19 protein-coding genes are annotated in these 21,167 nt (G+C 65.1%); 9 read left to right on the top strand and 10 right to left on the bottom strand.

The genetic code is table 11. The annotated features are described in order from the left end of the window. Positions 1-211 precede the first annotated feature (211 nt). Entirely contained in the window at positions 212-1,894 is a 1,683-nt protein-coding gene (locus J2751_RS08355; RefSeq protein WP_209485067.1) for a Cdc6/Cdc18 family protein, read from the top strand. Between the two features lie 58 nt (positions 1,895-1,952). On the opposite strand, the gene J2751_RS15520 is transcribed toward J2751_RS08355, so the two are convergent. The 4 genes from J2751_RS15520 to J2751_RS08335 all read right to left on the bottom strand — a co-directional run bounded on the left by J2751_RS15520 (position 1,953) and on the right by J2751_RS08335 (position 5,656). Beyond that, positions 1,953-3,044, bottom strand: coding sequence for a S26 family signal peptidase (locus tag J2751_RS15520; RefSeq protein WP_245202682.1), 1,092 nt, complete (start codon positions 3,042-3,044; stop codon positions 1,953-1,955). A 95-nt stretch (positions 3,045-3,139) separates the two neighbouring features. Then, on the bottom strand, positions 3,140-3,433 hold the full coding sequence (locus J2751_RS08345) for a DUF5808 domain-containing protein (protein WP_209485065.1): 294 nt from the start codon (positions 3,431-3,433) through the stop codon (positions 3,140-3,142). Between the two features lie 77 nt (positions 3,434-3,510). After that, on the bottom strand, positions 3,511-5,343 hold the full coding sequence (locus J2751_RS08340; RefSeq protein ID WP_209485063.1) for a bifunctional N(6)-L-threonylcarbamoyladenine synthase/serine/threonine protein kinase: 1,833 nt from the start codon (positions 5,341-5,343) through the stop codon (positions 3,511-3,513). A gap of 10 nt (positions 5,344-5,353) precedes the next feature. Then, on the bottom strand, positions 5,354-5,656 hold the full coding sequence (locus J2751_RS08335; protein WP_209485061.1) for a 30S ribosomal protein S24e: 303 nt from the start codon (positions 5,654-5,656) through the stop codon (positions 5,354-5,356). 199 nt (positions 5,657-5,855) lie between these two features. On the opposite strand from J2751_RS08335, the gene J2751_RS08330 reads away from it, so the two are divergent. After that, positions 5,856-6,431, top strand: a complete 576-nt coding sequence (locus J2751_RS08330; RefSeq protein WP_209485059.1) for a hypothetical protein — start codon at positions 5,856-5,858, stop codon at positions 6,429-6,431. Positions 6,432-6,633: 202 nt separating this feature from the next. Further along, complete coding sequence (locus tag J2751_RS08325) at positions 6,634-9,030, top strand: APC family permease (RefSeq protein WP_209485057.1); 2,397 nt, start codon at positions 6,634-6,636, stop codon at positions 9,028-9,030. A 481-nt stretch (positions 9,031-9,511) separates the two neighbouring features. On the opposite strand, the gene J2751_RS08320 is transcribed toward J2751_RS08325, so the two are convergent. The 5 genes from J2751_RS08320 to J2751_RS08300 form a co-directional block, all read right to left on the bottom strand. Continuing rightward, complete coding sequence (locus J2751_RS08320) at positions 9,512-10,087, bottom strand: GTP-dependent dephospho-CoA kinase family protein (protein WP_209485055.1); 576 nt, start codon at positions 10,085-10,087, stop codon at positions 9,512-9,514. Positions 10,088-10,114: 27 nt separating this feature from the next. Further along, entirely contained in the window at positions 10,115-10,312 is a 198-nt protein-coding gene (gene spt4 / locus J2751_RS08315; RefSeq protein WP_209485053.1) for a transcription elongation factor subunit Spt4, read from the bottom strand. After that, the gene (locus tag J2751_RS08310) at positions 10,312-10,893 is read right to left on the bottom strand and encodes a DNA-directed RNA polymerase (protein WP_209485051.1); all 582 of its coding nucleotides are present in this window, start codon (positions 10,891-10,893) and stop codon (positions 10,312-10,314) included. Before J2751_RS08310 ends, spt4 begins: the two co-directional genes overlap by 1 nt. Before the next feature lie 92 nt (positions 10,894-10,985). Further along, positions 10,986-11,468: a twitching motility protein PilT gene (locus J2751_RS08305; protein WP_321168660.1), complete on the bottom strand. Its 483-nt coding sequence runs from the start codon at positions 11,466-11,468 to the stop codon at positions 10,986-10,988. A 1-nt stretch (position 11,469) separates the two neighbouring features. Then, on the bottom strand, positions 11,470-12,714 hold the full coding sequence (locus J2751_RS08300; protein WP_209485049.1) for a translation initiation factor IF-2 subunit gamma: 1,245 nt from the start codon (positions 12,712-12,714) through the stop codon (positions 11,470-11,472). A gap of 464 nt (positions 12,715-13,178) precedes the next feature. Between J2751_RS08300 and J2751_RS08295 the strand changes: the two genes are divergently transcribed. The 5 genes from J2751_RS08295 to J2751_RS08275 all read left to right on the top strand — a co-directional run bounded on the left by J2751_RS08295 (position 13,179) and on the right by J2751_RS08275 (position 17,804). After that, on the top strand, positions 13,179-13,631 hold the full coding sequence (locus J2751_RS08295) for a DUF5810 domain-containing protein (RefSeq protein WP_209485047.1): 453 nt from the start codon (positions 13,179-13,181) through the stop codon (positions 13,629-13,631). Positions 13,632-13,668: 37 nt separating this feature from the next. Further along, positions 13,669-14,106 carry a DUF5809 family protein gene (locus J2751_RS08290; RefSeq protein ID WP_209485045.1) on the top strand — a complete coding sequence of 146 codons (438 nt, stop codon included), beginning with the start codon at positions 13,669-13,671 and terminating at the stop codon, positions 14,104-14,106. Positions 14,107-14,216: 110 nt separating this feature from the next. Next, a complete protein-coding gene (locus tag J2751_RS08285) occupies positions 14,217-15,458 on the top strand; it encodes an RNA-guided endonuclease InsQ/TnpB family protein (RefSeq protein ID WP_209485043.1) in 1,242 nt (413 codons plus the stop codon). Between the two features lie 238 nt (positions 15,459-15,696). Continuing rightward, positions 15,697-16,989, top strand: a complete 1,293-nt coding sequence (locus J2751_RS08280) for a glucose-6-phosphate isomerase (protein ID WP_209485041.1) — start codon at positions 15,697-15,699, stop codon at positions 16,987-16,989. Between the two features lie 86 nt (positions 16,990-17,075). Then, positions 17,076-17,804 (top strand): CPBP family intramembrane glutamic endopeptidase, encoded by a 729-nt coding sequence (locus J2751_RS08275; RefSeq protein WP_209485039.1) that lies wholly within the window; start codon positions 17,076-17,078, stop codon positions 17,802-17,804. Between the two features lie 5 nt (positions 17,805-17,809). Here J2751_RS08275 and J2751_RS08270 read toward each other — a convergent pair whose 3' ends face one another. Further along, positions 17,810-19,060, bottom strand: a complete 1,251-nt coding sequence (locus J2751_RS08270; RefSeq protein WP_209485037.1) for a DNA double-strand break repair nuclease NurA — start codon at positions 19,058-19,060, stop codon at positions 17,810-17,812. Between the two features lie 201 nt (positions 19,061-19,261). On the opposite strand from J2751_RS08270, the gene J2751_RS08265 reads away from it, so the two are divergent. Next, the gene (locus tag J2751_RS08265; protein ID WP_209485035.1) at positions 19,262-21,154 is read left to right on the top strand and encodes a methyl-accepting chemotaxis protein; all 1,893 of its coding nucleotides are present in this window, start codon (positions 19,262-19,264) and stop codon (positions 21,152-21,154) included. Positions 21,155-21,167: the final 13 nt, after the last annotated feature.

Raw genomic sequence — 21,167 nt, 5'->3', positions numbered from 1 at the left:
ATACCACTGTTACCCAATGATCTGTTTTTTCCGTACACCCCCATATCCAGTCCAGAGAGGAACACTTTTGTAGCACCTCTTCATCTGGTTCGACTGCATCAACTGGACACACCCACACATCCGAAACAGTCGCAACCCGATATATACGACCGTATACGATGCTTTTCGGTTCACTGTGGCGTGTTTTCCACCTGAAATAGGGGGGTTAGACATGGACGAAGGCGAACATACATCCGGCACAAAGGGGGACGACGACAGCAACGACACCGTCATCGATGACGAGGAGAATGACGTCGAATCGGATCTCCCCATAGAGGACTCCGAAAGCGATCCCTCCAGCCCCTCGATTTCGGATGCGGATGAACTCTCTGACGACGCTTCCCTTCCTGACGACGCTTCCCTTCCTGACGACGCTTCCCTTCCTGACGATACCACGGGTCTCGGGAGCGGCGGTCGTGACCGATCCTCTCCGGACGTCGATCTCGACGGTGTCGTTCTCGACGACGACGACAATCAAGGACTCTTCGACGACCTCCTCTCCGGCGAACCGATCTTCGAGAACAAGGAAGTTCTCAGACCCTCATACACGCCACACGAACTCCCGCACCGAAACGATCAGATCAACCGGATGGCGACGATCCTCGTTTCGGCGCTTCGCGGTGAGACACCGTCGAACATCCTCATCTACGGGAAGACGGGGACGGGGAAGACGGCCTCAGCGAAGTTCGTCTCCCAGGAGCTCGAATCCACCTCCCAGAAGTACGACGTTCCCTGTGAGGTCGAGTACATCAACTGTGAGGTGACGGACACCCAGTACCGGGTCCTTGCGCAACTCGCGAACACGTTTATCGAAAAGAACCAGACGGTCATCGCCGATCGGATCGAGCGCTGCCGACAGCTCGCGTCCACGGCCGCCGATGACCCGTCCGTACTCGGGTCGACCGAGTTCTCGACGGTCGACGAGATCGAATCCCGGATCGAGGACCTAGAGGACGATGCGGACGACATGGAAGAGGTCCCGATGACTGGTTGGCCCACCGACCGCGTGTACACGACCTTTTTCGACGCGGTGGACTATCACGAGCGCGTCGTCGTGATCATGCTCGACGAGATCGACAAGCTCGTCGAGAAGAGCGGGGACGACACGCTATATAACCTCTCTCGGATGAACTCGGAGCTCGATAACTCCCGAATATCCATCATGGGTATCTCCAACGATCTGAAGTTCACCGACTTTCTCGATCCTCGGGTCAAATCGAGCCTCGGGGAGGAGGAGATCGTCTTCCCGCCGTACGACGCGAACCAGCTCCGAGACATCCTCCAACACCGCGCGGACATCTCGTTCAAGGGCGACGCGCTCACCGACGACGTGATACCGCTGTGTGCCGCGTTCGCCGCACAGGAACACGGGGACGCGCGGCGCGCGCTCGACCTCCTCCGGACCGCGGGCGAACTCGCGGAACGTTCCCAGGCGGAGATCGTCGCCGAGAAACACGTTCGACAGGCACAGGACAAGATCGAACTCGACCGCGTCGTTGAGGTCGTTCGCACGCTTCCGACACAGAGCAAGATCGTCCTCTTCGCGGTCATCCTCCTCGAGAAGAACGGGGTCCACAACATCAACACCGGCGAAGTGTTCAACATCTACAAGCGACTCTGTGAGGAGATCGATGCTGACGTGCTCACCCAGCGACGCGTCACGGATCTCATCAGCGAACTCGATATGCTCGGGATCGTCAACGCGGTCGTCGTCTCGAAGGGCCGGTACGGCCGCACGAAAGAGATGGGTCTCTCGGTCCCCGTCGAGGAAACCGAAGCGGTCCTCCTCTCGGACTCCCGACTCGGCGACATCGAGAACGCACAACCGTTCGTTCAAGCTCGCTTCGATAATTGACCCGCCTCGCCGGCTGCCCCGTCCCGCCGATCCTCCTGCTCCAACGAGCGACCGGTGATTAGGAACTCGCCGTCCCCCGATACGGATCGGGGGTTGGTGCGGTCAGCGCGAGCAACTCGCCGACCTCCACTTGTCCGGTGGTGATCAGCCGTACGTATCCGAGGTACGGGATTCGAACCCGAGCGACGCCGGTAACCCACTCCTCGGCTACGGGCTCGGCGAGCCCGTTCGCCTGATCGTACTCGCGGTTGTCGTCGCCGAGCGTAACGAACCCGTCACGTGGTGCGGGACAGTGGCGGAGCTCTTCGCAGTCGTTCGCGCTATGGTACTGCCCGTCGGCTCGATCGTACCAGTTCTCACCCTCCTCAACGTGGAACATCGCGCGATGGATGATCGGTGACGCCTGTCTGCCGGGCGGCTGGAAGATGACCACCGATCCGTAGTCATTGAACGTTCGATAGTCCACTTCCTGACCCGCCTCGTGTGTCACAACGCCGATGTCGTTGTCCGCGGCGTCGGGAGCGAACCGTCCCGGCTCGGTAACAAAGACGAGGTCGCCGACCTCCATGTTCGGCTCCATGCTCCCCGACTCGACGGCGACCATTGGTGGCCATACTCCGCTCACTCCGAACAGAACCAGTCCGATCAGTAATACGATCGCGACGCTGGAGAGCATCTCTCGTATCCACATGAACGGCCCGTCCATGTCGTAGCGGAACCGCTGGAAGATCCCTCTCTCACCTCCGTCGATATCGCCTTCGATTCCCTCAATATCGCCTTCGTTTTCGTCGATATCGCCTTCGTTTCCCTCAATATCGACTTCCCTTTCGTCGATCGATCCAGTCGACGGAACGTCGTCGTTTTCGACTCCGGATCCATCGGACTCGTCCTCGGATCCTCCGTCTATTCCGGCTCCACTCGAAACGCTGTCGTTCGAATCGATCCGGCCATTGGTTCCACTAGAGGACTCGTCGCCACTGGAGGACTCGTCGCCGCTTCCAGAGGAACTGTCGGTCTCACTCCCCGCTTTCGTTCCGATTTCATCGACCGCCCCGCCGTCCGAGGACGACCCGGTCGCGTCGGTCGAGTCGTGCTCGCCCGTCCCGGTCGGGTCGTTGTCCTCCGATGCCGACCGATCCTCGGGGTCCATCGTGCCGGGTTTGGCGGCTTCCGGTGATAAGTCTCCGGGTCCGTGGTCGAACGATACTTCCAATGAAACGGCGTCGTGACCGTAGGTCCGCTCCGCTAGTCGTCGACGATCACTTCTACGGGACCGTCGTCGCCGTCCGCCTCCGCGCTCTCGCCATCGTCGACTGACGTGCCGGATGCCTTCTGCTGGTAGTACAGCCCGCCGGCGACCGCGAGAACGACCCACGAGCGCCAGTTAGCGAGGTTCAGCGTGTAGCCGATCCCGAACGGCTTCTCCACGAGCATACCCTTGTCCGGCTGCCAGTACGACGACAGGAGCCGACCGAGGCTCGGTCGCTCGAAGTTGTACGGGATCCCGAGTAGCTCTCCCGATGACGGTTTCTCGTCCATACTGACCCATCACGTGCCGGGGATATAAATCGTGCCGACGCGACCGCATCGGCGTCACCCGTTATCGAGCGCCCCGATCACTGATACCGTCCGCGCCCCCGGACGTCACGTAACCGATCGAGAACCTCTCGGTTGCCGTACTCTCCGTACCCGGACTCGAAGGCTTCGATGAGCGGTTCCGGCTCCGCTGCCGTCGCGACCACCGATCCCTCGAAGACGTGGAGATCCATCGCGTGATCCTCGACGTGTCCGCTGTGGTAGCCGAGCCCGAAGTCGATGAGGAACACGTCGGCGGCAGCCTGATCGACGCCCTCTCGCCCGGTCCGGTCGGCGTTGAGTCTCCGGTCCCCGACCCGTACGTTTCGGGTCGTCGGGTCGCCGTGGACCATTCCGGCCGAATGGAGTCGCGCCAGGTGTTCGCCGACGGTTCGTGCCCACCCTTCCGGCCGTCGACTGTTCTCTCCCTCGGCCGCTCCCCTCTTTTCGGTCGCTTTTGAAACCCCATCGAGATCGGCCGCGAGGTCGTGGTCGCCCACGTGTTGGAGGGTCAGTGTCGCGTTCGGGACGTCGACATCGTGTACGAGCGGTGTCGGTACTCCCGCCCGTCGCGCCTCGCTCGTCAACCGGGCCTCGGAGACGGTTCGATCCCGCCTGATCGACCGATCCAACTCCGGATGACGATATCGCTTCGGGACGCGCCGTTTGACCACGAGACGGGAAGCGACTCCGCCGTCGATTCCCTCGTCCACTCGACTCGCTTCATCGACCCGACCCTCCTCGACGATTTCAACGACGGCCTCAGCACCTCGCCGATCGCGGTAGGATTCCCTCGATCCATGCGCTGGATCGTCGGATCCGGACTCTACTTCCCGCGATCCTCGATCGCTCGTCCCACCGTAACCAACCGACGACGCGTCGCTCCGCCAGGTCACGGGAACCTCGTCGGGGCGGAAGTTCGGGTCGATGGACGACTCCGGAATCTGGAGGGTGTCGCCGGCGGCCGCCATCTTCGCGCCGAGGATCGCGATCATTCCGGCGTTGTCACGGAGGAATTTCGACTCCGGCGCGTAGAACTCGGCATCGCGTGCCGCACACATCGTGTCGAGCATCTCCCGGAGCCGGTCGTTCTGCCCGACGCCGCCGCCTAAGACGAGCTCGTCGGCACCGGTCAGCGACAGCGCGCGTTCGGATACCTCCGTGAGCATTCCGAAGACGTGCTCCTGTAGCGCGAAACAGACCTCCTCGATCGGCTCGCCGTCGTCGTACGCGTCGTTGGCGGCGGAACTAATGCCCGAAAATGAGAAATCCATCCCCTTGACGACGTACGGCAGGTCGAGTAGGGCTCCGCCGTCGGCCTCGACCGCGGCCGCCTCGACTTTCGGACCGCCGGGATGGCTCCAGCCAACGTGACGCGTGAACTTGTCGATGGCGTTGCCGACGCCGGCATCCATCGTCTCGCCGAGGATCCGATACCGACCGTCATGGTATCCGAGCAGGTGTGCGTTCGCTCCCGAGGCGTTCAGACAGACCGGGTTCTCGAATCCCGACCGATGACGGCCGACCTCGAGGTGTGCGACCATGTGGTTGACCCCGACGAGCGGCACGTCGAGCGCTCCGGCGAGGGACCTCGCCGCGGTTCCGACGACGCGCAAACAGGGCCCCAGTCCGGGGCCGCGTGAAAACGCAACCGCGTCGATTCCGCGATCACCCGGTTCCGCGGCCGCGTCCGACAACACCGTGTCGACCACCTCCGGGATCGCGTCGGCCATGTGTTCGGCGGCCTCACGCGGGTGGATCCCGCCGCTCTCCGGTTCGTACGGGTTCGATTCGATCCGAGTCTCGTCCGTCTCGGTGTCGTGGAGTGCGGCACTCGCGCACCAGGCCGTCCCCTCGATACCGAGAACACGCATCCGCGGCGCCTTAGGCCTCTTCGCCGTCGCCGTCCGCGCCGATCTTGTTCCGCTTCAGCATGTAGTCCTGTTCCACGTCGAGCGCGTGGCCGGCCGACTCGTACACCTTCGCGTAGCCGACCGTCTTGCGCATGCCGAACTTCGTGTTCAGCTCGTGGACGACGACCTCCTCGGACCCCTTGTCCAGCTTGGCCGCCAGCGAGTCACGGACCGAGAGACGGGAAGGGGTGGCCTCCTCGTGGGTCGTCTCGAATCGGATGTCCGTTCGGTGCAACATCGGGTTCTCCTCTTCGGAGATGATATCGACGTCCATGGTTCAGTTACGTGTACTACCCTCCGAACGCTGTAAAAGGATTTCGAAGCGGTCACCGCACCGGCCGGTAGCGAGGAGGACTCCCGGAATCGGATGCGGTCCGGACGGCTGACAGCGGTTCGGACGACCGACAGCGATCCGGGCGATCGGACGTGGTCCGGAACAGGGTTTACTGCCGTCGCGCCCGAATCGGAAATCAATGACGAAGAGCAATGACTCGTTCGTCGAGCCCGGGGACCGCTCGCGATACGAACTGATGCGAGCGAAACATCTCATGGTCCCTCTCTCGGCGACACGAAAGGCGCGGTGGTGTGGATACCTCCTCGTCCTCGCCACCCTCGCCGCACCGATCGTGTTCACGCTCCCGGACCCCGTCCGGGAAGCTCACTTCGTGGGGGATCCGGTCCGAAGCCCGCTCGGAGCCGCCGCGGTCGCGTCGTTCGGCGTTCTCTGTCTCACTCTCGCCGGGATCGGACTCGGGGCGCTCGCGAGGATGGAGAACCGGGATCCGCCCGAGTCACGGGTTTGGACGCTGATCGGCTTGGAGGACGCTCTGTCCGGGATCGGGTTCATTACTGGCTTCCTTGGGGTCGTCACCGGCGTCGGAATCCTCGCCATCGGCCACGTCGGGATCGACCGGATGGAATGGTTCTTCGATGTCGGCGTCGATCCGTATCTCACGTTCGGGTCGGTTCCGGTCACGCCGCTCGCAACGAGTGCGCTCGCGCTCATCGGAGCAGTCGCCGTGTTCGGTATCGTCCGGTCCGCTCGGTGATCCGTCGACTCCGGTCATACCATACTCGTTAGACTTGAGGCTGACACTACTGGATCCCGTACGGATGGGTGATGATACACCACGATCCCGAGGTCGGTCGTATCGGTGACATCCCGGTTCGGGACGGCACGCCCGGTCGCCTCGATGCCGGTCCTTCGAAGGAGCCCCACGACCGTGAAATCGTTCGTCAGTTCAAACGACTATGCCATCCGGGCTGAAACGGGATCTCGGGCTGGCGGAGACGACTGCCATCGCCGTCGGTGCGATGGTGGGTTCGGGAATATTCATCCTGCCCGGGATCGCCTACGTGTACGCGGGCTCCGCGGCGGTTCTCGCGTTCCTCATCGCTGCGATTCTGGTCCTGCCCGCGGCGCTGTCGGCCGCGGAGATGGCGACGGCGATGCCCGAGGACGGCGGTCCGTACCTGTTCGTCGAGCGCGGGATGGGCCCCCTTCTCGGCACTATCGCGGGCGTCGGTACGTGGATCATGCTGTCGTTGAAGAGCGCGCTCGCGCTGGTCGGCGGCGTCCCGTATCTGGTGTACGTCGAACCGTCGCTGGCGGAGCTGATCACCTATCTCGCGGTGGGGCTCGCGCTGTTCTTCACCGTCGTCAACCTCGTGAGCGCGGAGGGTTCCGGCAAGCTCCAGTTCGGGATCGTCGCGGCGCTGTTCGCCGCGCTCGCGTGGCTCATCGTCGCCGGCGTTCCGGACATCCAGCCGGCGGCGACCGAGGGCGCGTTCGACCCGGGCACCGAGGGGCTCCTCGCTGCCACGGCGGTCGTGTTCATCTCCTATGCCGGCGTCACGAAAGTGCCAGCGGTCGCCGAGGAGGTGAAGAACCCCGGACGAAACCTCCCGCTCGCAATGGTGGGCGCACTCGTCATCGTCGCTGCCCTGTACGCAGCGGTCGTGTACATCACCGTCGGCGTGCTCGACGTTCCCGCCGCCATCGAGGCAGGACAACTCCAGTCCGACGGCGAGGGAGCGATCATCGCGCTCGTCGCCGACGAGGTGCTTGGCGGAATCGGCGTCATCGCCATCGTGATCGCCGCGATCATGGCGCTCGCCTCGACTGCGAACGCCGGGATCCTCGCCGCCTCGCGGTTCCCGCTCGCGATGGCGCGAGACGGCGTGTTCCCGTCGTCTCTGGAGGAGGTGAGCGAGCGGTTCGGTACTCCCGCGAACGCGGTCGCGCTGACCGGGCTCGTGTTGATGGTCCTCGTCGCTGTGTTCCCGATCCAGGCGGTCGCCTCCTTCGGGAGCGCGTTCCAGATCCTCGTGTTCGTCCTGCTGAACGTCGCGCTCGTCGGGTTCCGAGAGGGCGCGGTCGACGACTACCAGCCCGAGTTCCGAGCCCCGCTGTATCCGTGGCTCCAACTGTTCGGGATCGTCGGCGGCGGATACGTCCTGTTCCAACTCGGGCTCGTTCCCGCGCTCGGCGCGCTCGGGATCGCCGGCCTCGCCGCGGTCTGGTACTTCGTCTACGCACGAAGCCGGGTCGACCGCGAGGGTGCGGCTCGTGACGCCGTCAGGCGGAGCGTCGCGGAGCGTGCGGTCGACCGCACCCGCGAACTGTTCGACCGGACGGACCGCTCGGACGTGCTCGTCGCGTTAACGGAGGAGACGAGCGATCCCGCCGCCCGCGACATGACCCGGATCGGCCTCGACGTCTCGCGGCTCGGCGGAGGGACCGTCGACCTCGTCCGCTTCGAGTCGCATCCCCATCGAGCGTTCACCGCACACACCGACCGGGTCGAGTCAGCGGACTCGCCGTTTACCGACTGGTCCGATGGGGACGACGAACCCCCGGCATGGTTCACCGACCAGCCTCGGAGTGACGGGGCGATCGAGGTCGACGACGCCGTGGACACGGACGCCGACGGGACGGCCGGCGGATCGTCCGAGGCGGACCCCGACGTCGACCTCCCGCTGGAACCCCTCCGACCGGACGACCCTGACCGAGGCCGGCTCCGGCGGCACGTCGTCAACACGGAGAACGTTCCGGAATCGGTCGCGGAGTACGCGGCCCACGAGAGCCACGACCTCGTCCTCCTCGAACGACGCTCCGAGGAGCTCCACCGACGGCTTCTGGGAGGCGAGACGGCCCGAATACTCCGTGAGGTGCCCTGCGGAGCCGCGGTCGTCGAGGACCGTGGGTTCGACGGGGCGGACGAGATCGCGGTCGTCACCCAACGGGGCGCGTACGACCCGCTCAAACTCCTCGTCGCGGACGCGCTCGCCGAGGAGACCGGAGCGAGCCTGACGCTGATCCAAGCCATTCCGGCGGATGCGCCCGACAGCCGCCGAGGGGCGATCGAGGACTATCACCGCGACCTCGCCGACGTCTGTACCGTTCCCGTCGAGTCGCGGGTGCTCGAGACCGACGACCCGATCGACGGGATCGTTCGGTTCGCGGAGCCGGCCGACCTGCTCGCCACCTCCGTCGAGAGCCGCGGCCCGCTCGGCGACGTGCTCGGTCGCCCCGGCGACGAGGTCGTCGATCGGGTCGACTGTACCGCGGTGATGGTCCAACCGGCCGACGAACAGCGTGCCGGGCTCGTTCAGCGGCTCGTGTTGAACCGGCTGTTCGGGACGTAGAACCCGCGGTCCGTTCTCCTCCCGCCCTTCGGGCCGAAACCACTGACCACTGAAAACCCCCCGTCGAACGATCGTGGGATCGACTGATCGTGGGATCGACTGACCGCGGGATAGACTGATCGTGGGGTCGACTGATCGTGGGGTCGACTGACCGCGGGATAGACTGATCGTGGGGTCGACTGATCGTGGGAATGAATCACTCAGATCGACGGCGACGAGATCGCATATAAACGGACTTCGAGCGACATCGACGATCATTTATAAGTGAACGGTCGCGCGAGGGGGTAGGCAGGGACGAGGTACGGTTGCGATCGGGTGGACGTTGGAACCGTTCACCGTGTTCGACAGTCAGCTGAGTATAATCGAGTATCCGGGGTCCGGTAGCCCGTCGATCATTTATAAACAGCCGCCAGCAACCTCGCTCGCTCGCTTATAAACGACCATTCCACCGTACTGCGAGACCTGCTCCCGGGATCACTCGCTATTCGTCGTCGTTGCCGATCCGGAGGCGCTCGTATGCGGCCTCGACGTCGCCGTCGAGCGCCTCGAACAGCTCACGTGCCTCCGCTCGCGACTCGGGGGTCACCGCGACGCGAACCATTCCCTTGCCGGGCTGTCCGTAGACGACGGTGCCGCCGATCGGCGTCGCGAGGATCGCGGGCAGCGCGGCCAGGTCCTCCTCGCCATCGACCTCGATCACGACCGGATCCGGGTCGACCAACGCCTCCGCGATCGCGTTCAAAAGGGTCTCGCTGAGTCCCGCTGCGGGGTTCTCGACGGCTATCCGCCGCCCCTCGGATCTCGCGAGGGCGTCTGCGATCGCCGGCCTGACCGCCTCTCGCTCGGTCCTCCCGTCGACGAGTGCGACCTCCGGAATCCGACCGGCCTCCCGGAGATGGTAGGTCACGACGTCGCCGACGGCGACGATCGGAGCGTCCGGGGTGCCGTACGTCCCCCGCGTCTCGGCTGCGGCGGCGACCAGCGTCTCCGCGTCGGTCGTTACCGGCCCCATGGGCTCCTTGAACGCGTCTCGCAGATCCTCGGGGAGGGTTAACATAGTATTATTCGTGGGTCTCGACCCCGTCTATCGAACCTTCAACGCGTAGGAACCCGCCTTCGAGACGTTCATCTCCTCGGCGATTTGGCTTTCCTCCGGTCGCGTGACGATGACGTAGCCGGCCCAGTCCTCGGTGAGTGACGAGGAGCCGCAGCTCTCACACGTCTGGGAATCCGGGTCGTTCACGTAGTGACACTCCCGGCAAGCGAGCCGATCCTCTGCCATTAGTCGTCCTCCGCGGCCGCGCCGGACTCCGCGCGCCGCCGCCGTTCACTTTCGAGCCAGTCGTGTTTTCCGAGTCCCGGCTGTTTGGCGGTGAGCCCGATTTTCGAGTCACGGGGGTTCCGCTCGTCGACGCTTTTCGTGACGACTCTGACTCGAACGGCGTCGTCGACGCCGAGGGTCTTATCGGAGTCCGAGGAGGCGAGCTGCTGGTTCGCCCCGTCAAAGGTGAGATACTCGTCGGTGATCTGCGAGACGTGGAGCAGCCCGTCCACCGGGCCGATACCGACGAAGGCGCCGAACTCGACGGTCTCGACGACGGTCCCGTCGATCACTTCCTGCATGTCGGGATCGAACGTGAGCGCGTCGAACTCCGCCTCGTAGTAGACGCCGGGCCGGTTGTGAAGAACCGCCCCCTCGCCGATATCGTGTACCTCGATGACGCTGACGACGCTGCCGACGTCTTCGTCCATTCGTCCTTCCAGTTTGTCCTGTAGCAGGGCTTTCACCCGCTGGTCGGTGACGTCCGCCAGGTGTTCCGGCGGCACCTCGACCGTGTCCTTGAGTCGAACTCGTTTGTACATATGCGTGGGTTGTGTCTGTGATCGCCTGTGTCCGTCGGTTCGTTCCCGTCGTCGCCGCCGCGCGTCGATCCGCTGCCGCCCGCCCGGACCCGCTACGGCTCCGTTATCGCCAGTGTGTTCCGCCCCCGTAAACAGATTACCGGTGTGTCCGCGTCCAGCACCCGTTCGATCAGGGGTCGGTCGTTCGTGACGACGTAGTCGACCCGGCCCGTCCGCGCCAGCGCGACCAGCGCGTCGTCCGCGTACGTGTCGCCCCCGTCGTCGATCTCGCCCGCCTCCTCGCTGTCATCGACCTCGACCGTCCGTGCCCGCGTTGCCAGATCTTCTCCGACGCTCGCCGCGGTCGCCGCCGTTCCGGCACCGGACGCGAGCCCCTCGAGTTCCGAGAGGACCGAACCGGGAACGACCGTCTCGTACGTTCCGAGGAGCCGATCGAGCTCCTCGAACAGCCGAACGTTCGCCTCGACCGGAGCCATCAGCGCGCTCGCGTCGAGCGCGAGTACCGGAGTCGATGTCCCGGCTTCCGGGTTCTCGTCCGCCCCGCCGCTACCAGACGAATCGTCGCTTCCGGTCACGTTACGACAGCGTCCCGATGCCGATGAGCCGCCAGCGCGCGCCGACGCGCCGATTGATCGCTATCTGTGCGCCTGCCTCCGCGCAGACGGGGCGTTTGAGGCTGACCTCACACTCCCCGTCGCGAGCGCTCGTCACGGCCCCGACGGTCGTCGCGGTGCCGACGGTCAACATGAGGGGTTCACCGGTCGTGATCTCCTCGATATCGCTCTCGCCGCTCTCGTCGTCCTCCTTCCCGACGACGCGGTCGAGCAGATCGACTTTCATCTCGAACTCGTGTCGCGTCGGGGGAAGCGTCCCCGGCTCGCCGGCGACCTGTCCCGCGAGCGCGTCGCCCTTCGTCAGGCTGGGGTCGAGCCCCGTACCGACGCCGAGCAGCCCGCCCGGTCGAGCAGACTCCACGTCGTTGTTACCGGCCTGTAGCGATCGAACGCTCGTTTCGAGCGGCCGCCACTCCGTCTGTCCCTCCTCGTCGACCTGCCGTCCCGGACGGATCTCCAATCCGTCGCCGACCGCCAACTCGCCGCTGACGAGCGAGCCGCCGACGACGCCCCCCTTGAGTTCGCTCGCGGTTGCGCCCGGTCGATTGATGTCGAACGAGCGGGCCGCGAACATCCGGGCGTCCTCGCCGGGATCGCGCTCCGGGGTCGGGATCTCCTCCTCGATAGTCTGCATGAGCAGGTCGAGATTGACTTCTTGACCGGCGGAGACGGGGACGATCGGCGCGCCCTCCGCGACCGTCCCCTCGACGAACTCCTGGATCTGCCGGTGGTTGTCGACGGCGCGGTCGCGATCGACCAGATCGACCTTGTTCTGTGCGATGACGATGTTCTCGATCCCGATGAGGTCGAGCGCCATCAGGTGCTCTTCGGTCTGCGCCTGCGGGACGTCCTCCGTGGCACTCACGACGAGGACCGCTCCGTCCATGATCGACGCGCCCGAGAGCATCGTCGCCATCAGCGTCTCGTGGCCGGGGGCGTCGACGAACGAGACGGTACGCAGGACCTCGCTCGTCGAGCCGTCGGCACACTCCTCCTCGGTGGTGTAACACTCGGGTTCGTCGACGCCGGGACAGCGCCGGAACGTCGCGTCCGCGTACCCGAGCCGGATCGAGATACCGCGTTTCATTTCCTCGCTGTGCTGGTCGGTCCACGAGCCGGACAACGCCTGCACGAGCGTCGTCTTCCCGTGGTCGACGTGACCGACGAGACCGATGTTCACCTCCGGTTGTGTGTTGGCTTCAGTCACTGTTGGACCTCCTAACGGAGTAGTCTTACCGGAAATTCGCCCCGTGCGAGTGATAAAGTTGCTGTTATAGCCGCGAGAAACGCGCACGCGAGCGCCGACGGATCCGTCGATCGGAAGGCGGGAATCCGACGGAGACGACGATACTTAAATAAATCAGTGTGGTGCGGTGACGGGGCTGGGGAGGCGTGAGGTGCGGGTGCTGTCCGGAGTGGGACTCAACGGGGCAGTCGCCGGACTACAGAGAATGCAGGAGAGAGCCCACGACTTCAGTCGTGGGAGGAGGTCAAGTCCGGCTGGGGCTTTGGGGGTGTCCACCGTCGATCCGTGCTCAACCGTTTATAAGTAAGCAGCTGGGGTTTTGAAAGTCTCCACCGCTGACCCCCAGTCAACCATGTATCAGAACCACGTCATCGCCGTCATCGTCCGACGCCGCTTTACGGCTCACTCACGAACCCACGCTCGACATGGGATACGCGTGCCCCGTCTGTGAGACGCCCCAGCGCGACGGCGAGCACCTCGCGCATCACCTCGCGTTCACGGCGATGCTCCACGGCGACGACCACGAGGCGTGGCTCGACGAGTACGCCCCCGACTGGAGCGATCGTGACCCCGCAGGACTCGCGAGTATGGTCACGGATCACGCCGAGAACGCGGAGTACCACGAGGTGTTCGAGGACACGACCGGTCGACCCCGCGGCCGACCCGACGTGGATGCCGGCGGTCACGATCACGCCCACGGCGGGGCCACTGACTCCCGCTCCGCGCTCCGCGATCCCGACCTCTCGGAACTCGACCCGGAGGCGGCGGACGCGGTTCGGGAGGCACGCGAGTTGACCCGGGAGATGTATGCGGACGAAAACGAGACGGAATCGGACGACGCGTCGGACGACCCGCCGGATGACGCCACGGGTTCGTAGCACAACGCCCTTATCAGTGGGTTCCCGACCGCTAGCCATGAGAACCCGAGGCGCGTTCGCGCCGACCACCCGCGCGGCGGCGTTGGAACGCTACGAGGACGCCGGTCCCGCGGCGAAAACGGTCGTCCGGGAGACCGCGAAGGCGATGGAGTTCGGCGCGGACGAGTACGACGAACGCGTTCGACCCGAGGTAATCGAGACCGCCCGCGACGCGATCTTCGCCGAACTGCTGACGGTCCACGTCGGCACGGACGACGAGTTCGACGACTGGCTGGACACGTCCGACTACGACGAGGAAGACGTGACCCGGCTCGGCGGCGACGACGTCGACAACGTCGCGTGGCATCCGATCCCCTTCGCCGAGACCGTGATCGCGACGACGTTTCAGGACGGCGAGGACGCGGCCGTGAGCACGCTCCGCCGTAACGCGTTCGGGCGCGTGTACCGCGAGGAGTTTTACGAGTCGGGACGGTGATCGATTTATCGGCGGACAAGGCGAATACCCCGAGGCTTGACCTCGGGGATGAAGCCGACAACTCGTGATACAAACCACTAAATGAACACACCACTAATCAATAGACAGCGATGGAACATAGTCACCGCTACCACGCTTACCCGACACAAAAGGTAGCGGCTGGACTGGAACACCATCTGGATGTTCATCGCCAGCTCTACAACCACGTCCGCTGGGACTACGAACAAGCCCCGGAAGACAATAAGCCGAGTGAGTACGACCAGAACAACAAACTTCCCGACTGGAAGCGAAAGTGGCCCGTCTTCGGTAAACTACACTCGAAGGCCGCCCAAGCCACCGTCGCACGCTTCTATCGGAACCTCTCGAACCTTCGCAAAAAGAAGGAGAGGGGATACAACGTTGGTCGGCTCAAACGGCAAGCACCCACCGATTATCGAAGCGTCACGTACAACCAGTCTGGTTTCGACCTCGATGAAAAGAGGGGCAAAGACAGGTTCGCGTACGTCCGCTTCAGCAAAATCGGTTGGGTGAAGATTCGATACCACCGCCCGATTCCCGACCACGCCACGATCAAAGAGGTCACGTTCAAGAAGGAGACGACTGGCGAGTGGTTCGTCTCCTTCGGCCTCGAAACCGACGACGCCGATCTCCCCGAGAAACCCGACGTGGAATCGCTGGACGCGAGCAACAGCGTCGGCATCGACCTCGGAATACTCAACTACATCCACACTAGCGACGGCAAAACCGTGGATTGGCTCGACCTCAAAAACGACTACGAGCGACTCGGACGCGAACAGCGTAAGTTATCTCGGAAGGAGAAGGGGTCGAATAACTACGAGAAACAACGAGTCGAAGTTGCCAAACTCAAGCGTCGAATTCGCCGGAAGGTGCTGGACTACCAGCATAAGATAACGACATGGCTTGTCCGCGAGTACGACGCCGTATTCGTCGAAGACCTGAACGTGAAGGGGATGCTTGAACAGTCGCACAACACTCGAAATAAGCAGGATGCGGCGTGGCGACAGTTCATCACCCTGCTCGAATACAAAGCAGAATTGTACGGCAGTCGCGTCGTACAGGTCGAAGCCCGAGGCACGAGCAAAGAATGCGCGTCGTGCAGTGTGGAGACAGCGAAACCCATCTGGGTCAGGGAACACTCCTGTCCGTCGTGTGGATTTGAGACAGACAGGGACGCGAATGCGGCGATGAACGTCCTACAGAGAGGCTTTGCTGAATTAGGGCTGGGATGGCCCGAAGACACGCCCGTGGAGACTGTGACCGCTACGGACACGACTCACTTCGAGTCCGTGTCTGCAAGTCATGTCGTGGAAACGGGAAGCCTCGGGGCTTGACCCCGAGGCGATTCACACAGTCGCTCGCGGCGTCCCTCGCACGCGCCGAGGACTCCCGTCGGTCGTCCTCAGACCGCGCGCGCCACCGCTCCGGCCGGTTCGAATATATAACTCGGTATTGCGGCGGTGGTCGTGGTCCACGGTCCCAGTCGACAGCGCCATCCGGTCGACGTTGCCGTCCTTCGTCGCCGCCGCACGGTCGCCCATACTTAAGTCGCGCTCGCCCGGCTCTTTCGGTATGAACGTCGACATCGGCAATGCGCTCGGCACGACGCCGGGAGTCACGGAGGCGACGCTGGAGCGACTGGACGACCGGGTCGCGGACGCTCACGAGCGGATCGCGGATGGGATGGTGAACGACGAGTTCGGCTACGCCTCGCTGAACCTCCCCGAGACGACCGACCCGGACGCGATCCGCGCGGCGGTCGCGCCCTTCGAGGACCCCGAGGCGGTCCTCACGGTCGGCATCGGCGGGAGCGCGCTCGGGGCTGCGACGCTCGCGGACGCACTCGACAGCGACGTGGACGCCTACTTCCTCGACAACGTCGACCCCGACCACGTCGACGCCCTGCTCGCCTCCCTCCCGCTTGATGACGTCGTCGTCAACGTCGTCTCCCGGTCGGGAACGACCGCCGAGACGCTCGCGAACTTCCTCGTCGTCCGCGAGGCGATGGCGGACGCGGGCGTCGACTGGACCGAGCGTACCTTCGTCACAACCGGCGAGTCGGGGAACCTCCGGCGGCTCGCCGAGGCCCACGCCCTCCCTGCGCTCGACGTTCCCGAGGGCGTCCCGGGCCGGTTCTCGGTGCTCTCGACGGTCGGGCTCGCGGTCGCCGCCCTCCAGGGCCACGATGTCGAGGCGGTGCTCGCAGGCGGGCGTGACGGGATGGATGCGTTGTCGGGGTCGCTGTTCGAGTCGCCGGCGTACGCCTACGGTGCGACGACGTACGCGCTCGCGGAGCGCGGCGCGCGCACGAACGCGTTCATGCCGTACGCGGAGTCGCTGGAGACGTTCGCGGAGTGGTTCGCGCAGCTGTGGGCCGAGAGCCTCGGCAAGGACGGGCTCGGGCAGACGCCCGCCCGTGCGCTCGGCGCGACCGACCAGCACTCCCAGCTCCAACTGTACCGCGCCGGGCCGCCGGACAAGCTCGTGACGCTCCTGCGCCCGACGGAGCGCTCGACGTCGACGATCCCCGAGACCGACCTCGACGGGCTCGCGTACCTCGGCGGCTCCTCGCTCGGCGATCTGCTCGACGCGGAGTTCGACGCGACCGAGGCGAGCCTCGCGGCCGCGGGGGTCCCGAACGTCCGGATCGAGATCGACCGCGTCGACGAGCGCGCTCTCGGCGAGCTACTGTTCGGGATGGAAGCCGCCTGCGTGCTGTACGGCGAGCTCGCGAGCGTCTCGACGTTCACCCAGCCCGCCGTCGAGTGGGGAAAAAACGCGGCCCGTGGCCTGCTCGGCGGTGGAGCGTTCCCCGAGGCCGACGCGGTCGACGACAAGCGCGAGCTCCGGATCGAGGGGCGCTGAACCCTCCTTCTCCGAGCACGGTCCGACCCGTCCGACATCCCGTCCTTTCCGGAGCGCCTAACACCCCGCACATCCTAGCACCGCCGATGACGGACGACCTCCCCGCTTCGGTCCACGGGCTCCTCCGCCTGGGGAGCGCCGCCTTCGCGGTCCTGCTCGCCTTAGTCGTCGCGAGCGCGGTTACCGCGCCGGTCTCGTCGCTCGCAATCCGCGCCGGCATCGTCGTCGAGGGCGGGAACGGGTGGCAGCTGCTCCGGACCGTCCTCCAGTTCAGCGGGTTCCTCCTCGCGGCCCTCGGGTATCTCGCGATCACCGAGGAGTGGGACCTCCTCCGGATCTCCCGGCTCACGGCCCGCGACGTCGGACTCGTCGTCGGCGCGGGAGCCGCGTTGTTGGTCCTCCAGTACGCCGCGCTGTTCGGGCTTCAGTCCGTCGGCCTCGGTACCGCACAGAACCAGGCGACCGTCCCCGGTGGCGACCCGGTCGCGTACTACCTCGCGATGATCGCGGTGTCGCTGCTCGTCGTCGGCCCGGTCGAGGAACTGCTGTTCCGTGGGGTCGTCCAGGGGGGGCTCCGCCGCGCGCTCGACGCTGCGCCCGCGATCCTGCTCGCGAGCGTCCTCTTCGGCCTGATCCACCTCCCGGGCATCGACGGGAGTACGGCCGAGCAGTGGGCGTACGTCGGCGTCGTAGTTGGACTGGGCTGCGTACTGGGGGCCCTCTACGAGCGCACCGACAACGTGTTGATCCCCGGGCTGGCACACGGCGTCTACAACGCGGCCATCTACGTCGTGCTTCTGGTCAACTCGATATGAACGGGCTAGCGTCGGTCCTTTCCCCACCGATGGTCGTCGTAAGTCGCCTGTTGGTCGCTGTCGAATCGCTCCTCGAACTTCCGTCGTAGCGCCGCCTTCTCGGTCGCGTTGATCCGCGCGAGCGCGTCGGCCTTCTCGACCGCAGTCGGCGGCCCTCGCGTCGTGGCCACGTCCGCGAGCACCTGTCGAGTCAGGCGGTCCCGCGTGTCCGCGTCGCGGGTGAACGCGTACGGTGCCTCCAATTTATACGTGATGTCGGTTCGCGGGTCGTACAGCACCATGAACGTCGGCTCGTACAGTTCGGGGTCGAGCCGACGGTCGATTCCGAGCGCGTCGTCGTCGGCGGCCATCGTCCCGTCTGCGCCCCCGCGACTGTGGAACCACGTGGTGAACGTGAGCGCGTCGTCGACGCGCTCGCCGTCGTCACCATCTTCCCGGCGTTCGAGCAGCCGAGTGAACAGTGCGGTGTCGTCGGGCCAGGGAGACTCCACGCCCTTCCGGGACAGGGATCGAACGATTGTTCGGCTGGCCGGGTTCTTCACGAACCCCGCGAGGGGTACGTCGCGCTCGACGAACCGCTCGACGAGCCGGACGTACTTCTCGACGACCGCCCGCGGTTTCGCCTCTCGCGCCAGCTCGCCCAGTTCCGGATCGCGGTCCTTCCAGGTGAACAGCTCCTTCGGATATATCGGGCCGTCGAGCACGAGGAGTTCGTCGACCGCGTCGGCGTGATCGAGCGCGTGTGTCCCCTCCGCGAGGTACAGCGCGAGCGCGTGGACGACCCCCTCGGCGTACCGGTTGACGCGGGGCGCGTGAAGCACCCGCTGGCGGGTGTGACCCGCGTCCCGTTCGGTCCACTCGCCGTCGAAGTCGGCGGTCGAGTCGCCCGCGTGAACCGTCGCGACGATGGTGCGGTCGCGGTGGAGATCGAGGTCGGTCGGCTCCGACGCCATCGCCGCGTGAGCCACGTCGACGACGAGCCCGTTTTTAAACGTCGTCGGGTTGATCGTGCCGGAATCGAGCCCGTGGACCGTCCCGAACGGACGGTCCGCGAGCGCGACGTCGTCGATCGGGGCCAGCCGTCGCTCGTGATCCCCGACGGGCTCGATTACGATCCGGCCGTCGCGGTAGAGTTCGGGTAGCCACTCCTCCCACACCTGCCGCGACAGGTCTTCGTGATCGGTGGTGTCCACGTCGCCGGCGATGCCGTACGCGAGCCGCGCGATGTTCTCGACGTGGATCGGATCGAGCGTCACGACCGTACTGCGTCCCGACGAGACTTAAAAGCGTCCGGCTCGCCCGCTTCGCACCGAGCCGCTGCTCTCCAGCCGGATCGGTTCGTCTGTTGATCGCTGTCCGGTTTGTGGCAGCTATCTCACACATACCGGCAAAAAATACTGGATATGATAATCGTGGCTGAGGATTGATATACTCGGACACTGGAGGTAGGCACAATTATGGCAAGTAATACGAATCCCGGCGTGGCCGACCGCCTCAACGGGTTGTTCGAGTCGATTCCCGATGGGAGCAAGATCGACGCCGACACGTGGGCCCGTCGGCATCGGATCATGCTCGTCATCGCGGCGCTCCACGTTCCGCTCCTCGTCGGACTCGGGCTGCTCGAAGGCCCGGAACCGATCTCGGGAGCAACCCTGCCGGCGATCGGGACGACTGAATTACTTTTATGGGTCGGGGCCGTCGGCGCGCTGACCGCCGTCGCGGCGCTCCCAATGCTGCCGCGCCGGGTACGGTCCGGCGCGATCGCGCTCGCGTTGACGTGGGCGTCCACGGTACTCGTCTCCTTTTCAGGCGGATTCATCGAGGCACACTTCCACTACTTCGTCGCAATCGTTTGGCTGGCCATGTACGAGGACTGGGTGCCGCTTGCGATCGGCGTGGCGGTCGTCGCCGGTACCCACCAGCTGTTTTCGATACTCGAGATGGGGATGATGTTCAACCACGAGCCGGCGATGCAAAACCACGGCTTCTGGGCGAACGTCCACGCGGCGTTCGTCCTCGCCGGCGTGTTCGGCATTCTTCAGCTGTGGTCGTCGATAGAGTCGTCACGGCGGGACGTCGAGGAGAAACTCGACACCGTCGCGGAGCAGAAGGCGGAGATACAGGACGTCGAGGCGGCAAAATCGGAAGTCGAGAAGCGCCGCGAGGAGGTCGAACGCCTGAACCAGCACCTCGAAACGAAGGCCGACGAGTACCAGACGGGCATGGACCGTGCCGCTGCCGGTGACCTGACGGTTCGGCTCGACGCCGACAGCGAGAGCGAAGCGATGGAGCAGATCGGCGCGGCGTTCAACGAGATGATGGACGATATCGAGGCGACGATGGAGGAGATCCAGTCGTTCGCCCACGAGGTGTCCGACGCGAGCAGCAAGGCGATGTCGAACGTCGACACCGCCGAGGGACTCAGCGAGGACGTGACCGAGTCGATCGGAGAGATCGCGGAGGGTGCCGACGAACAGCGGGAGATGCTCACGCAGGTGTCGAGCGAAATGAACAACCTCTCGGCAGCGATCGAGGAGGTCGCCTCCTCGACCGAAACTGTCGCTGACGCCGCCCAGCAGACGGCCGGGATCGCAGATGAGGGTGAAGACACCGCCGAGACGGCGATCGATAGCGTCCAGGAGTCGCAGGCGGCGATCGAGTCGACCGCGGAGAACGTCCGGCTGCTCGAAGAGCGGATGGACGACATCGGCGAGATCGTCGACCTCATCGGCGATATCGCCGAGCAGACCAACCTCCTCGCGCTCAACGCCAACATCGAGGCCGCGCGCGCCGGCGGCGACGGAACGGGATCGAGCGACGGCTTCGCCGTCGTCGCCGACGAGGTGAAACAGCTCGCCGAGGAGACGAAGGATGCGGCCGAAGAGATTGAGGAGCTGATCGAGGGGACCCAACGACAGACAACGGCGACGGTGGAGGAGGTCCGCACGGCGAGTGAACACATGGACGCCGGTGCGGACGCCGTCCGCGACACGGCCGACGCGTTCACTCGGGTCGCCGACAACGCCGCCGAGACCGACGAGGGAATCCGCGAGATCAGCAACGCAACCGACGATCAGGCCGCGAGCACCGAGGAGACGGTGTCGATGGCCGAGGAGGTGGCGGGAATCAGCCAGTCGACCGCCGAGGAGGCGGATGAGGTCTCGACGGCGGCCGCCGACCAGCTATCGGCGATGTCGCAAGCGACGACCGAAGTCGGATCCCTCGTCGATCAGGCCGAGCGGCTCCAAGAGCTGCTCCGAGCGTTCGATGTCAGCGACGGGTCGAGCGACGGTCCGTCGGCCGGGTCGACACGCGACGTGGCCATGGGCGATGGCGGGAGCCCGGAGTAGGCGAACCGCTCGG

Source organism: Halorubrum alkaliphilum (genome assembly GCF_017873815.1).
In the GTDB taxonomy this organism is placed as follows: Archaea; Halobacteriota; Halobacteria; order Halobacteriales; family Haloferacaceae; genus Halorubrum; species Halorubrum alkaliphilum.
Note: the sequence above shows the minus strand (reverse complement) of the source record. Positions and strands in the feature narration are given on the sequence as shown.